Here is a 15338-nt window from a genome sequence, read left to right as displayed (position 1 = left end):
GCTATTTCAACAATATCTTTTGCCCAGATGGCCAAGCCCCAAGCCGCCTCCCCCAGCGTCTCGCCAAACGATTGAACATGAGCACCGGCTTTACCTAACGCGGAACGTTGTTGGTAATCCGCTTCTATTTGCGCCGCTTCTGCTTGTTCCTGGGCAATAATTTGGCGCAATGCCAATTGAATTTTTTGGCGCAATAGCGCTGTTTCGTTGCTCAATTCCTGTAAAGAAAGCGGGGCTTCATTAATGCTTAAGCGGTTGTGCACCAGCGCAAGAAAAATGTCTTTTTGGAGTTGGGTAAATTTAGGCGGGGTGGGGTATTTAGGATCGCTTATGTAACGATTGGCTTCGTCTTTTATATCGGGCGTGCGGCCTGACATAAAAAACGGTTTATAAATGTCTTTCTGTAACCCGAAATATTCGTCATAAATCCGCTGTAATTCTGAAGTCGGTAAGGCTTTGACGAATTCGATGCATTCAAAATAACGGAAGTGGAAGGAAGAGGGCGATGGCATATTTGGCCAAGCGATTTCTAATCGATAGCGTTGTCCGTCTGTGGTGGTGGCTAAAATGGCCATGCCTTGTTGTCCTTAATGAAATGCCGCTGGTACGTCGTGAGTAGTGTACTCACAAAAAGAGGATTGTGTATGTCAACTATAGTTAAAGCAGTGCCATTTTTGCGGCATTGATCAAATATTCTTATTTCTATTTTCTTTGGTGAGGTTGAACTTTGATCGCTGGATATACTGATCTTAAATGGGGCTTATGGTGATTTTGCTTATTGGCTCACTTTGGCCTGCCTTGAATAAATTCTTCCCACCCATCAAGTCGAGCATACACAAAGAGTATGTATCTATAAAATGGCGCGCCTGAGAATGGTCTTGTTACGTGGTTTGTCATCATCGAAGCGGAAGGCTTGAATAAAAAAGCCACTTCAATATTGAAGTGGCTTTTTTGTGCTTACATGGGCCGCTCTATTGTTGAGTGCCCAATAAAGTGTAAATTAACGTGCAAACATGTAGTCGTTGATGATGTTTTCAACCAACTCTTGCTTGCCGCTGATTTTCTCTGGTTCGCCATTGGCTTGAGCGTGATCGCGAAGGTCAGCCAAGTTTAATTTACCTGCTTCAAACTCAGCGCCTTTGCCATTGTCGAATGAGCTGTAGCGGTCTGCTTTCATCTTGTTGATTGGTGATTTGGTCAAGATGTTGTGAGCAATTTCCAAACCGCGAGCAAAGGCATCCATACCACCGATGTGGCTGATGAATAGGTCTGATAAGTCAGTAGACTCACGACGGATTTTTGCATCGAAGTTCAAGCCGCCCGTTTTGAAACCGCCGTCATTGAGAACAACCATCATCGCTTGAGTGGTGTCGTACATGTCGGTTGGGAATTGATCGGTATCCCAGCCGTTTTGAGGGTTACCACGGTTGGCATCAATCGAGCCTAGAAGACCTGCATCAGCACACATTTGTAATTCGTGAGCGAAGGTATGGCCAGCCAAAGTGGCGTGGTTGGCTTCGATGTTCAAGGCGAAGTCGTCTAATAAGCCGTGTTGACGTAAGAAGCCTGCAACGGTTTGGGCGTCTACATCGTACTGGTGGTACATCGGCTCCATAGGCTTAGGCTCAATTAAGAATTTACCTTTAAAGCCAATGGAGCGACCGTAGTCACGCGCCATGGTCAAGAAACGGCCCATGTGGTCAAGCTCGCGCTTGGTGTCTGAGTTGAAGAGGTAGGCATAACCTTCACGGCCACCCCAGAATACGTAGTTCTCACCACCGAGTGCAACGGTGGCATCCAACGCGGCTTTCACTTGGGCACCGGCATGGGCAACAACGTCAAAGTTAGGGTTGGTCGATGCACCATTCATGTAGCGTGGATTGGAGAACATGTTCGCCGTGCCCCACAACAATTTAATGCCGGTGGCGTCTTGGCGCTCTTTAGCTGCAGCAACTAAGGTTTGCAGGTTGTCTTCGCTTTCTGCAACGCTTGCACCTTCTGGTGCCATGTCACGATCGTGGAAGCAGTAGTAAGGAACACCCAGCTTGCTGAAGAATTCGAATGCCGCATCGATTTTCTTGTGAGCAGCGGCCATTGGGGTATCGGCGTCATCCCAGGTGTAGCTGCGAGTGCCAGGGCCAAATGGATCGGCGCCTGTACCGCAGAAAGTGTGCCAGTAACACGCAGCAAAACGTAGATGCTCTGCCATGGTTTTGTCGCCCACTTTTTTGTTTGCGTCGTACGCTTTGAAGGCCAATGGATTGTCAGATTCCGGGCCTTCGAAAGGAATTTGGTCTATGCCCGGAAAATATTCCGTGTCGCTTACAAATTTTTTAATAGTCATAATCACACCTTCGAAGTTTGTGTTATTCGTACAGATTCGCTATCACCGATACGGCTTGTTGATAACGTTTGTAGATTACTTGATACGCTTGTTGGGTGTCAGCGTTAGGCTGACAACTGCGAGAGTCGTCTAGAGCTAAATGCGCTTCGCAGAGTTCTTCAAGAGCCGCTTGGCTGCCGTCGGTATTGGTTACCCACAGCGCCTGAAGTGCCGCGCCTAATGCGGCGCCTTCGTCTTGTTCTAAGACAACTACTGGTAAGCCACAGATATCGGCCACCATCTGACGCCACTGTGCACTGCCCGAGCCGCCGCCAGTTAAGATGATTCGAGTGGGTTTTAAACCGTTGGTGATAAGCGATTCCAACCCGTAACGTAAGGCGAACGTAGCGCCTTCAGCGGCAGAGCGTAACAGATTGCCGCGAGTAGTATTCGTGCTGGTCAGGCCCAATACGCAACCTTTGCCGTTAGGTAGGTTAGGGGTGCGCTCGCCGTTGAAAAAGGGCAAGGTCAATACGCCGTCACAACCTGGCTTGGCTGAATGGATTAAATCATCGAATTCGTCCAAGGGGGCATTGAGCAGATCACGCATGATTTCGGTGCTGATCGTACAATTCATTGTACACAGCAGGGGTAGCCAAGCGCCGGTAGAGGAGCAGAATGCAGCGATACTGCCGTCTTTGGCAATAACCGGGGTATCGGAGGTGGCGAACACCGTGCCGGAAGTCCCTAAGCTCATGGTCACACTGCCGCTTTTCACATTACCAGTGCCAATGGCTGCCATCATGTTGTCACCACCGCCGCAGCTGACAGGAATACCAGCGGGAATGCCTAACCATTGGGCACATTTGTCGGTGACTTCACCGGCGATGTCGTGGGCTTCAATGAGATCCGGTAAGCAGTGACGTAAGTCTCGCTCAGAATCGATGGCGCTGATCATCTCAGCACTCCAACACCGATCTTGCACGTTCAGCAAACCTGTGCCCGAAGCATCGCCCATTTCCATGGTGTATTTACCCGTCAGGACAAAATTCAAATAGTCGTGGGGCAGAAGGATATGAGCCAGTTTGGCGTAAGCATCCGGATTGTTGTTTTTTAACCAGCGTACTTTAGGTGCGGTGTAGCCTGTAACAATGGCATTGCCTGAATGCGCAATGGCGGCAGATGGGCCGCCAACAGCGTCATAGAGTTCGTCGCATTCTTTCTGAGTCGCGGTATCACACCACAGTTTGACGGGTGTTAATACCTCGCCGTTGGCATCAACCGGAACGAAGCCATGCTGTTGACCAGACACGCCTACCGCTGCAATTTGTTGGCGTAAGTCACTGGGTAAGGCGGTAACGGCATTTTCAAAGGCTTGAAGCCAATCGCTGGCGTTTTGTTCAGCCTTACCTTCGTCATCACGGTCCACGTCCAGTTTCGAAGACTCGCTGGCAACAACGGCACTTTTCGTTGGGTCGAACAAAACCGCCTTTAAGCTTTGTGTACCCAGATCAATGCCCAGGTAAAGTGGGGTAGAATTGCTTTGAGACATGTGATTTCTTTTATTGTTGTGTTGTTAATAGTACGTTGCAATAAAGCTTGGGTCGAGTGACTTTGCTTCAATCCTTTTATAAACGATTACAGCAACTTTAATGTAGATTCGCTACTTTATTGCTCAACTTGTGATATTTGTGGCACTTTTGCTCAGTATGAGCTTCGAAAAAGTGATTCCATTTCATATCCATAAACAGCGTTACATTACTCTTTATTGTGTACTTTATCTTATGTTTATCTCGAGTCGTTTTCTGATATGAAAAATTAAATGTAAACGATTACATTTTTTGTGTAAGGTAGCGACTTTGAGATTAATTGGCAACCTATTTTTCTCCAAATACGCAGGTTTGCCAACCCTGTTTTGTACAAATTAACAACAGCGATGAATATTACCGGGAAGGTCTTTATGAGTGAAAAATTAAGCCGATTAGAGCAGTTAAGAGCCGTTACAGAGGTGGTTGCAGATACCGGAGACATGGAGGCAATACGCCAATACACGCCAACCGATGCCACCACTAACCCCTCTCTTATCTTGGCTGCCGCTAAGTTGCCGATGTATCGTCCTTTGATTGAGTCTGCGTTGGCGAATGAATCCCTGACGGCCCAAGGTATGGGGGCGGTGGTCGACCATCTGGCAGTGATGATTGGTTGTCAAATTCTGGAGGTGATTCCTGGTCGGATTTCTACGGAAGTGGATGCGCGCCTATCGTTTAATACTCAAGCAACTATCGATAAGGCCAAGCAACTGATTGACGGCTATGAAGCGCAAGGTGTTAGCCGTGATCGGGTGTTGATTAAAATGGCTGCCACATGGGAAGGCATTAAGGCAGCAGAAATGCTTGAAAAAGAAGGCATTAATTGCAATCTGACACTTTTATTCAGTTTTGCCCAAGCCGTAGCGTGTGCCGAAGCGGGTGTATTTTTGATTTCTCCTTTTGTAGGTCGAATTTACGATTGGTATAAAGGGAAGGGTGAGGTGCCAGAAACCCACGCTGATGATCGTGGTGTGTTGTCGGTAAAAGCCATTTATGAATACTACAAACAGCACGGTTACAAGACGGTAGTCATGGGCGCCAGTTTCCGAAATACCGGTCAAATTGCTGAATTGGCTGGGTGTGATCGTTTGACCATCAGCCCTTCTTTGCTAGAAGAGTTGGCCAACGATGACTCAGAGTTACCATTGAAGTTAAAAGCGGATCAATTTGAAACGGTTGAAAAGTTAAGCTTGGATGAAGCCACATTCCGCTGGATGCATAATGAAGATGCGATGGCAACGGAAAAACTGGCCGAGGGAATTCGTAAGTTTGCGCAAGATCAACAAGCATTAGAAAACTTATTGGCCAATTGGTCTTAAGTGATTGTTAAACGTAACAATTTTTGAATATTGAGCGTTAAATAGGCTCGGTGAATTATTTCATCGGGCCTTTTTGCTTTTTTGCGGGCCTATTTTTTTTTATAAAGTGATTCAAAACATTCTACCTGTTGGCTTGCCAGTTTTATATGTGCGTTTCAATCATCGGCAATTGACTGTTCGCGTGACGTTGTTTCTAGAAGCATGGCATACTGCCCTTTATAGGGATGAACAACGTAAATAGTAATAATAAATATAAATATAGAGGGGGGTGTTATGGTCACCTTAAAAGAATCTCCAAAAATGTTTTTTGTGAGAGGATGTAAGAATGCGTATTCTCGTAAGTCAATCTCCATTGTCATGATATTGAGTATGATGTTTCTTACCTCATGCGCAATTGAGCCTGTGTCTAAACATAATGAGTCTAAAAATAATATGTTGTTGGCCAAGAGCGCTAAAGATTCTGTTGGCAAGAAACAAGCTCAATATGTTTCGAATGCGGCTTTGGCGTTAGCTCGAACAGCGAAGATGCCGGAACGTTTTGTCATTTATGATCAAGATTACCAACCTCGACATTATTTTGGGGCCAAGCTCGAACCTAAAACAGGGGTAATTCATGGCGCCGGGCAAGATACCCAAGGCTATGTTGACTATTCGAATCTATTCCCCGCTGATCAGCGCCCAATGATGCACATGACTTACATCACCATTACAGCTGGCCCTGAGTATGTGGATGAGTGGCGTAAGAGAACGATGTCGGCCTTAAAAAACCTTGAGGCTCAGGGGCAGAAAACGGTGTTGCAAATTGGCCTTAACATGACCGAAGGGTTAGACGATGGCAGTGGCAGTGCGAAAAAAGTTAAAGAAGGGACGTTTGATGAAGCCATAACCCATTTTATTGATGCACTGGAGGCATTTGGTGTGCCTGCGTATGTGCGTATTGGGTACGAGTTTGAAGGGGAATGGAATAATTATTCACCGGAAGGCTTTGTGGAGGCTTTTCAAATCATAACTGACCGTATTCGTGAGCGAGAGATTAAAGATATTGCCACCGTGTGGTGTTCAGCGGGAGGATCGGCAGGGTTTATTTCTTTTTCAGAATTAATGACCTATTACCCTGGTGATGAATACGTTGACTGGTGGGGTGTTGATATTTTCTCTCCTGAAGAATTACCACATCCATGGTTAAATGAATTCTACGATTTGGCAGCACAACATCAAAAACCGGTGATGATTGGCGAGGCCACTCCGCGTTATGTGGGTGTCCATAAAAATTGGATGAGTTGGGTTCGCTGGTATAAACCATTTTTTGAAATGGTTCGTGACCGTCCGGAAATTAAAGCCATTAGCTACATTAATTGGGACTGGGCGTATTGGTCGGATGCATTAGGGTTCGAATGGCACGATTGGGAAGACGCGCGAATTCAAGAAGATGATGTAGTGAAAACGTTATATCTGGAAGAGTTGAACCATGACATTTGGTTACACGCGAAAGATGCTGAGCAATTAACGAATTAATCATAATAATGCACTATCAATCAGTAGGGGCGTAGATTGTGGAAAAAAGTAGCGAATTGAATTTGGGGTTTGTCATCCTAGTCAGTTGTGTTGCGACCTTGGGTGGCTTTCTGTTTGGATTTGACAGTGGTGTGATTAATGGCACTGTTGATGGGTTGCAAACGGCATTTAACTCCAGCAGCGCTGGAACGGGCTGGAATGTGGCGTCCATGTTATTGGGGTGCATGGTGGGAGCTGCCGGAGCAGGATGGTTGGCAGATAAATTTGGTCGTCGAACCATGTTGATGGTATCGGCGGTTTTATTTTTAGTCAGTGCTTGGGGGTCCGGTGTTGCTACAGGCTCGGGCGAATTTGTCATTTATCGTTTATTGGGTGGCCTTGCAGTAGGGGCTGCTAGTGTGATGTCTCCAGCGTATATTTCAGAAATTGCACCTGCGGCTTATCGTGGGCGTTTGGCAACGGTACAACAAATTGCAATTATCTGTGGGTTGTCTGCGGCTTTTTTTAGTAATTATGTATTGGCGGCGGTGGCAGGTGAGTCTACGGCAGAATTTTGGATGGGCTTTGAAGCCTGGCGCTGGATGTTTTGGGTAGAGATTATTCCGGCAGGTCTCTTTTTTATTATGCTGTTTTTTATTCCAGAAAGCCCTCGTTACCTTGTGCTGAATCATCAAGAAAAGAAAGCATTAGATATTTTGTCAAAAGTGAATGGCTTTGCTCAGGCACAGAAAGTGGTCAGCGACATTCAACAATCTCTGTCTGAAGATAAACCTTCCCTTCGAGATTTAATTGATAAGTCTACAGGGAAAGTACGCACGATTGTGTGGGTTGGTATCGGGTTAGCCACGTTTCAGCAGTTGGTTGGTATTAACGTGGTCTTTTATTATGGCGCTGTGTTGTGGCAATCGGTGGGCTTTTCTGAAAACGATGCGTTACTGATTAATGTGATATCAGGTGTCTTGAGTATTGGAGCTGTAGTCGTAGCCTTAATGCTAGTGGACCGAATTGGTCGTAAGCCCCTTTTGTGGATTGGTTCGATGGGCATGGCTTTTACGTTATTCATTATGGCCTTGTGCTTTGCCTCAGGCAGTTTTGATTCGAACGGTGAGCTTGTACTGGGTGATTCCGTTGGCACTGTTGCATTAATTGCTGCCAATGCTTATGTAGTGTTTTTCAATGCTTCTTGGGGGCCTGTAATGTGGGTAATGTTGGGAGAGATGTTTCCCAATCAGATTCGTGGTTCAGGGCTTGCTGTCAGTGGGGGCTTTCAGTGGGGGTCAAACTTCTTGATTACTTGGACCTTCCCAATTTTCTTGACCGGTATTGGTCTGGCGGGCGCCTATACGATTTACGCAGTTTTTGCAGCGATTTCCGTGTTTTTTGTGTTCAAGCTCATACATGAAACTCGAGGAATGACGCTGGAAGAAATGTATGGTTAACGAGTAGGCCATGAGTTAATGTTTGTTCGAATAAAAACGGCGTTCAAAAACGCCGTTTTTTTATGCGTGCTTTATTGTTTTCTCATGTAAGAGAATGTCAACTTAATTGATGGGCTGACCCTCTATCGTTACGGGAAAGCGTTTGCGAGCAGGGCGTGCCTCACCTCGTGTAAACGGGAGCATAACTAAGGTTTCGAGCATGCTTTTCAGTGTTTTATCAATTTCTTCTCGCGCAAGATCGATATGATCTTCCGCCTTCATCATTCTTTCTTGCGGGCTTAAATATAGGTCGTCCGAGGCTTCGATATTGTTGATCATTTTCTTAGTGATGGCGGAAGCTTCTACTAAAGAATGTTCTACTTCTTCTTCCATTTCTCTCAGCATCCCTAGTGTCATCGCGTCTATCCAATAATACTGCGTTTTGAACATGGCCTTCATGGGAGCTGTGTACAGTTCCAATAGTGTTTTATCCATCATCATAAACATGTGGGCATTCTCCGAGCGTTATTGATTCTGATTTGATCAAAATAAGGATTTTTAAGAGTGATAGATGGTTCTTGGTAACGGTGTGAATATGGTCTTTTGGTATTTTGTAATACCTTACAATATTTATGGATCAAGGTTGGCAAAAGTACAAAGGGCCTGTGTTCTATGAAAAATAGCACACAAAGAACCATTAAAAACTAGAGTATAGGTCGAAATCGCTTCGATAAAATGACAATGCTTGAAAAGAGGTGCAAGGGCAATACATAGAGATTGAGTGTTTAATTTTGTTCTTCTGTGGTGCTCTGTGAGTTTTGGGTGGTAAATTATGGTGCGCTCATTTATTTTGCTTTTTTTTATTTTAAAGTGACACTGTTTTTATTTCTTTTCGGTATTTTTTATGTTGGCCTGATTTTTTTATTTTTTTTGCGGGCGACTTTAGGCGCCATTTTTGAATAAAAGTGGTCCTTTAGTGGCTTTCTGTTTTGTTGCTTAAAGTGATTTCATGAATTCTTTTTTTTAAGAGGTGCGCCATTTTGGTTTGTTTGATTTGGTGTGGTTGGCACATTTTACTTGTGGGTTAGGCTAAAGGTCTAATGGCGCATTAATGATTTTAGCGTCATTGTAGTGATGTTTTGGCAGGTTTATGATTTTTTATAAGAGGGAGTTTGTATTGTTGGTTTAAAAATTGCTGAGAGTAACGCTAATTGTTTTCTCAAGATTTTACTATTTTTGTTCTTTATTTCTGTGATGTTTTAGTGATTGTTGCTTTTTATAGTTATTGTAAGGATAGCTTTTACAGGGGTGGCAGGGTGGGGAAGTTTTTTACTGACTTTCGGTAATGAGCGTTTTGGCATTAAAGCTTTATGTTATGTCTCTATCTGTTACGGTAATGTATTTAAGGGTGTCATTCATTTTCAATATTTTATAAAAATATAATTAATTAGGAGGAGTCGTCAGATGAAGTCATTAGCTTCAAAACCTTTCATATCAAGACCTTTAGCATTGGTAACGGCAATTTCAGCGGCGGGGGGATTTTTCTCTACCCCCACTTTTGCGCAACAAGATACAGCCCTAGAAGAGGTGGTCGTTACGGGCTCTCGCCGAGAGCCAAGGTCGGTATTTGATTCCGCTGCACCGATTGATGTGATTGGTGGCGAAGAGTTTCGTAATCAGGGCGGCAGTGATATGACGTCGTTGATACGTAATTCTGTGCCTTCATTTAATGTCAATGCTCAGCCCATCAGTGATGCGGCAACTATTTCTCGTCCGGCTAATTTACGAGGTCTGGCGCCAGACCACACATTGGTCTTAGTCAATAACAAACGTCGTCACCGTGCGGCGGTGATTTCTTGGCAAGGTAATGGGGTATCAGACGGTGCTCAAGGGCCTGATATTTCTGTTATTCCTTCCATTGCTTTACGTCAGGTGGAAGTATTGCGTGATGGCGCTTCTGCACAATATGGTTCCGATGCTATTGCAGGGGTATTAAACTTTATTTTAAAAGACGCCAGCGAGGGCGGCAGTTTCGAAGCCAAATACGGCCAATATTCTGAAGATTCCAGTGAAGACCGTCACTCTGTAGCGGCCAACATTGGTTTGCCGTTTACGGCAAATGGCTTTTTTAATGTCAGTGCTGAATTCAGTGAAGCGGCTGCAACTAGCCGAAGTGTTCAGCGAAGTGATGCGCAAGCGTTAATTGATGCCGGCAATACAGCGGTTGCAAACCCGGCGCAAGTTTGGGGCGCTCCTGAAGTTCGTGATGAAGTGAAAACCTTCTTTAATATGGGGGTTGATCTCGACACCGACCAGCAATTTTATTCCTTTGGTAACTATGCTAGAAAAGAAGTGGAAGGCGGCTTTTATTTTCGTAATCCCGAAACTCGTACAGGCGTGTTTTTTGATGGCGAAAATCCACTTATTGCGGACCTGACTGATGATGGGACAGGGAACTGCGGTATCGATGTGCAAGCGGCATTGACTGATCCAGATTGTTTTACTTTCCAAGAAATGTTCCCTGGTGGATTTACTCCAAGCTTTGGTGGAAATGTTATTGATGCTTCTCTAGTAGCAGGGGTAAAAGGAACATTATCCAATGACTTGTATTACGACGTGAGTGCCAGTGTAGGCATGAACGATGCCGACTTTTTTATCTCTAATACAGTAAACGCTTCCCTTGGGCCAGATACGCCGACGGATTTTGACCCAGGTGATTACACACAAACTGAAACCAATTTTAATATTGATTTGGCGTACCCGGTTGATGTGGGTTTGGCGTCGGATTTGAATATTGCGGGTGGTTTCGAGTGGCGTGATGAAACGTTTGAAGTGACGGCAGGAGATGAAGAGTCCTATGAAATTGGGCCTTACGCTCTTCAGGATTTCTCTTCGGGTTCGAATGGATTCCCTGGTTTTGGGCCAATTGCGGCGGGAGACTGGAGTCGTAAAAATATTGCGGCCTACGTTGATTTAGAGGTGGATGTTCTAGAAAACTGGATGATTAATGGTGCCTTCCGCTGGGAAGACTTTGATGATTTTGGTTCTACATCGAACTTTAAGTTGGCAACCCATTGGCAAGTCAATGATGTTTTTGCATTGCGAGCGTCCTACAGCACAGGTTTCCGTGCGCCAACACCCGGTCAGTCCAACGCATTTAATGTCTCTACAGAAATTAATTCAGAAACTGGACAGTTGGAAAATCGGGGTGCTATCCCTTCTACAAATCCGGTTGCGGTTTTTGTCGGGGGTGAAACGCTTCAGCCAGAAGAGTCGGAAAATGCCACATTGGGTGCCATTTTCACCTTTGATAATTTGAGTGTGACCGTCGACTTCTTTGACATTAAAGTGAAAGATCGAATTGCGCTTTCTCAAGACTTTAATCTAACTGATCAAGAGCGTGCAGATTTAATCGCTTCCGGAGTGACCTTTGCAGGCGACTTGCAGGCGTTTCGATTCTTCGCCAACGACTTTGATACCACAACTTCTGGTGTAGATATTGTTGCCACTTATTCACTGGAGAGTGATTTAGGCGCCACCGATTTCAGTTTTGCGTTTAACCAAACCGAAACCGAAGTGGACGACTTCACTCCAGAAATTATTAGTGCGGGTCGCATACGAGAGCTAGAAGAAGGGTTGCCCGAGACGCGTTGGAATATCGGTGTCAGTCATATGACAGAAAGTATTCGTGCGTCTTTACGATACAGCTATTACGACGACTGGTTTGACTCAGAAGAAGGTTTGACCTTCGATGGTTACGGAATGGTTGATTTTGAAGGTGCGTATTCCTTTGAAAATGGGCTGACCACCATTTTTGGTATCGATAATGTGTTTGATGAGTACCCAGATGAAAGCCCTAATGCCACAAACTTCGGTAATCAATACAGCCAGTTTGCACCGGGTGGATTCTTTGGGCGCTTTATGTACTTGCGCTTGACCTATGATTTTTAATGTACTTTTTTAATCGAGCGTGACTTTGGTTTCGGAAGACTAAAGTATCGCGGTAAATAAAAAACGGGGGCTTTGCCCCCGTTTTTTATTTTGTGGATCAAAAAGTGTGAGTGAGCGAAAAGACGGCAATTTGTTCAAGAAAGACCTTTGTGCGGAGACTGAGGCTGGTAAAGTGTGCGGTGATCGACTATTTTCTGGTTTTCTTTCCTATTTTTGGAATCATTAGAGAATGTCACGAGGTCGATACAGTGAATCGTATAAAAAAACAACTTTCCAAGACACTTCAAGCAATCGTAAAAGGCAGTTTGGTGGGGGTGGGCTTATGGGGTACTGTGACCTTAAATGCCAGTGCAAACCCTGCTCTCAGTGGCCAGGCAGAAGAGGCGAGTAAGGTAAGTGTTGAGAAAATCAGAGTGGCTACTTGGAACATTGAGCACTTGGCTGAAAAAAATGGCCAGGGTTGTCGGGCAAGGGATGACGCTGATTATCAGCAATTGCAAACGTTCGCGGCAACACTGAAGGCGGATGTGGTTGCCCTACAGGAAGTGGAGTCTAAGAAAGCCGTTGAGCGTGTTTTCCCGAAAAAAGAGTGGGATGTGATTATTTCCCCTCGTCCCGATACCGAACCGTACGATTGTCGTGAAGCCGGACAAAAATCCACCACACAGCGTGTGGCGCTGGCGATTCGAAAAGGGGTGGGTTATGACTACGACCCCGACGATAATTTTGAAGAAATTACTGTCGGTAATAAAGGTTTACGATATGGCGTAGTGGTGAAGTTGACCGATACCATCCCTGCCACAGAGTTAATGGCGGTTCATTTAAAAAGCGGTTGTTTTGTTAGTGATTACACCGACAGCGACCGTGAAGCCTGTACGTTATTTAGTCAACAAGTACCCTTGGTTGATGAGTGGATGGAATCTCATTTTGAAGACGGTACGCCGTTCGTTATGTTGGGGGATTTTAATCACCGTTTAGCCGGAACAGAGAATCGTGCGTGGCGTGAATTTTCGCAAATGGATTTGGAGAACAATCAAACGGTATCTTCACCCATCATCAATGCAATGGCGGGCGTGTCGGGTTGCCACCCTCGTTATCCTGAGCCAATAGATCATATCTTGTTGGGTTCCAGTGCCGCCTATGGTTATCTTCCTGGCAGCACCAAGGTGCACGCTTTCCCCGGCAAGAAGGGGCAACCCATGACGGTAGAAGACATGTTAAGCGACCATTGTCCGATTACTGCAGACATTGCCAAAAATCCAATGTCTCGTATGAAGGCGGGGGCGATGACGGCAAAAGCGGCAACAACGGGGCATGTGAGTACAGCCGTGACGTGGACGCAAAAAGCGGTGGAATACAAAGTATTAACCGAAAAACTGTATTTGGATGCGGTTGCAACAAAAGTACCGTTATTTAAACAGCTAAGTGGACGTTGGGTTGTTTATATGGATGTGGATGAGACTATTTTGGATAACAGTGATTACAATAAATCCAGAGATTTATTGGCAGAAGGGTTCAGTAAAGACAGTTGGAATGAGTGGGTGTCTAAAGAGGCGGCGGGCGAAGTACCGGGTTCGAAAGCCTTTATTAATTCGGTTTTAGACGCTGGAGGAAAAATTGCGTTAATTACGAATCGTAACCGAGAGATGGACAAACACACATGGCGTAATATGGAAAAATTAGGGTATCCCATGTCTCGTGAAAACATTTGCATACTAGGTCGTATTGGTGAGGATAAAAATGCCATTGGCCAGCCGGGTATTGTGAATGACAAAGATTTGCGTCGAGTGGAAGTGGCCAGTGGTAAAGCGAAAGACTGCTGGAAAACCGATCCATCATTAAAAACGGTATGGGGCCAAACTTACTCCGTCGCGTATGAAGTGGGTGATAATATTCAAGATTTTACGCAGTTACTTCAGAAAAGTTCAGATGCAAACGCACTGAGTAAATTGCAAGGTTCTTCTTTTTTGTTATTGCCTAATGCCATGTATGGATCTTGGGCCCATTAAATATAGTAATTTAGGTCTGTACGCTCAACGGTAGTCGTTTCAACCTAGTCTGACAGGCGTCCGGTTTTTTAGTGGATGTCTGTTAGGTTAATTTTGGGTTTATTTCTTTTTTTAAACTTGTTTTCCATTTTGGTAGCGATTATAGCTCTTTATTCAACTCTTCAACTCTTCAACTCTTCAACTCTTCAACTCTTCAACTCTTCAATTTTTCAGATTTTTTTAAACGCTTAGTGCTATTGTAAATTTTTTCGAAAAGGAATTTGACAAAATTCTTGTAAAATTGGTTTCTGAAAATGGCACTGGTTTTTCAGATTCTCCTAAACGATATTCTTTCTTTTCTATCTCTTCTGGCTTTTCCAAGACCATCCATTGTGAATGACTTCTGCTTTATATAGCCCATTAGTGCTTTCCGCTAAGAGCTGACAGAAAATATTTCGCAAAAAATTAGACCGGTTGGTCATGTGCGCATTATTGTCGACTCAAAATCTCGGTAAGCAAAGTCTTCTAAGTAGAAGTTACTCTGGTCAAGTGAAATATCTAGATCTTTTGTTTATAAAATAACTCCTGGGCACCTCTAAAAATAGCCCAACTTTGATATAATCTCACTGTTCAAAAATTTCAAGAGTTTCCTTCTATGTCTCAGCCCGGCTTTTTTGATTTAGATGACAGGTATCGCAAGTTAGATGAAAAAGATCCATTAGTTCATCTCAACAAACTGATATTTTGGGAAGCCTTTCGTCCGACCTTAAAGGAAATACGAAAGTCAAACCGAAAAAGCAATGCGGGTCGTAAAGCCTATGACGAGCTACTGATGTTCAAAGTACTCGTACTTCAGCACTTATACAATGTATCCGATGATCAGATAGAGTACCAAATACGGGACCGCTATTCGTTTTGCCGGTTTTTAGGTCTGACTCCATCGGACAAGGTGCCTGATGCCAAGACAGTGTGGCTGTTTAGAGAAAACCTAGTCAAAGCTGGTTTAATGAAGCGTTTGTTTTTTACTTTTGATGTTCAATTAGAGGAACACGGTTTTCAAGCAAGAAAAGGTCAAATAGTGGATGCGAGTTTTGTCGATGTTCCCAGGCAGCGCAATAAAAAGGAAGAAAACAAACAGATAAAACGCGGTGAAACGCCTGATCGTTTTGAAAAGAATCCGAACGTTGGCGCTCAAAAAGATACGGATGCCCGCTGGGCGAAGAAGAACCAAGAGA

Annotated in this window: 10 protein-coding genes; 6 read left to right on the top strand and 4 right to left on the bottom strand. The window is 44.6% G+C overall.

Features of this window, described 5'->3' with window-relative positions; genetic code table 11:
- The 3 genes from LU351_RS19595 to xylB all read right to left on the bottom strand — a co-directional run.
- Window positions 1–575: hypothetical protein (locus tag LU351_RS19595; protein ID WP_232595789.1), on the bottom strand; the 575-nt coding region annotated here is incomplete at its 3' end.
- Window positions 576–1000: 425 nt separating this feature from the next.
- Complete coding sequence (gene xylA / locus LU351_RS19590) at window positions 1001–2344, bottom strand: xylose isomerase (RefSeq protein WP_232595788.1); 1344 nt, start codon at window positions 2342–2344, stop codon at window positions 1001–1003.
- Window positions 2345–2366: 22 nt separating this feature from the next.
- Window positions 2367–3875 (bottom strand): xylulokinase, encoded by a 1509-nt coding sequence (xylB, locus tag LU351_RS19585; protein WP_232595787.1) that lies wholly within the window; start codon window positions 3873–3875, stop codon window positions 2367–2369.
- A gap of 408 nt (window positions 3876–4283) precedes the next feature.
- On the opposite strand from xylB, the gene tal reads away from it, so the two are divergent.
- From tal to LU351_RS19570, 3 genes are all read left to right on the top strand, one after another.
- The gene (gene tal, locus LU351_RS19580) at window positions 4284–5231 is read left to right on the top strand and encodes a transaldolase (protein ID WP_232595786.1); all 948 of its coding nucleotides are present in this window, start codon (window positions 4284–4286) and stop codon (window positions 5229–5231) included.
- Window positions 5232–5504: 273 nt separating this feature from the next.
- The gene (locus tag LU351_RS19575; protein ID WP_232595785.1) at window positions 5505–6746 is read left to right on the top strand and encodes a glycosyl hydrolase; all 1242 of its coding nucleotides are present in this window, start codon (window positions 5505–5507) and stop codon (window positions 6744–6746) included.
- A 38-nt stretch (window positions 6747–6784) separates the two neighbouring features.
- Complete coding sequence (locus LU351_RS19570) at window positions 6785–8185, top strand: sugar porter family MFS transporter (RefSeq protein ID WP_232595784.1); 1401 nt, start codon at window positions 6785–6787, stop codon at window positions 8183–8185.
- Window positions 8186–8287: 102 nt separating this feature from the next.
- Here the strand turns inward: LU351_RS19570 and LU351_RS19565 are convergent, their stop codons facing one another.
- The gene (locus LU351_RS19565) at window positions 8288–8671 is read right to left on the bottom strand and encodes a hypothetical protein (RefSeq protein ID WP_232595783.1); all 384 of its coding nucleotides are present in this window, start codon (window positions 8669–8671) and stop codon (window positions 8288–8290) included.
- A gap of 957 nt (window positions 8672–9628) precedes the next feature.
- Between LU351_RS19565 and LU351_RS19560 the strand changes: the two genes are divergently transcribed.
- The 3 genes from LU351_RS19560 to LU351_RS19550 all read left to right on the top strand — a co-directional run.
- Complete coding sequence (locus LU351_RS19560; protein ID WP_232595782.1) at window positions 9629–12115, top strand: TonB-dependent receptor plug domain-containing protein; 2487 nt, start codon at window positions 9629–9631, stop codon at window positions 12113–12115.
- 248 nt (window positions 12116–12363) lie between these two features.
- Complete coding sequence (locus tag LU351_RS19555) at window positions 12364–14124, top strand: HAD family acid phosphatase (RefSeq protein ID WP_232595781.1); 1761 nt, start codon at window positions 12364–12366, stop codon at window positions 14122–14124.
- Between the two features lie 634 nt (window positions 14125–14758).
- The coding region (locus LU351_RS19550; RefSeq protein WP_232592392.1) for a transposase at window positions 14759–15338 on the top strand (580 nt) is incomplete at its 3' end.

The organism is Marinibactrum halimedae (assembly GCF_021234875.1).
GTDB classification, from domain to species: Bacteria; Pseudomonadota; Gammaproteobacteria; order Pseudomonadales; family Cellvibrionaceae; genus Marinibactrum; species Marinibactrum halimedae.
Note: the sequence above shows the minus strand (reverse complement) of the source record. Positions and strands in the feature narration are given on the sequence as shown.

Coding starts and splice junctions, on each gene's coding strand:
- xylA (WP_232595788.1), bottom strand. CDS start 2,344: ATGACTATTAAAAAATTTGTAAGCGACACGGAATATTTTCCGGGCATA.
- xylB (WP_232595787.1), bottom strand. CDS start 3,875: ATGTCTCAAAGCAATTCTACCCCACTTTACCTGGGCATTGATCTGGGT.
- tal (WP_232595786.1), top strand. CDS start 4,284: ATGAGTGAAAAATTAAGCCGATTAGAGCAGTTAAGAGCCGTTACAGAG.
- LU351_RS19575 (WP_232595785.1), top strand. CDS start 5,505: ATGGTCACCTTAAAAGAATCTCCAAAAATGTTTTTTGTGAGAGGATGT.
- LU351_RS19565 (WP_232595783.1), bottom strand. CDS start 8,671: ATGTTTATGATGATGGATAAAACACTATTGGAACTGTACACAGCTCCC.
- LU351_RS19560 (WP_232595782.1), top strand. CDS start 9,629: ATGAAGTCATTAGCTTCAAAACCTTTCATATCAAGACCTTTAGCATTG.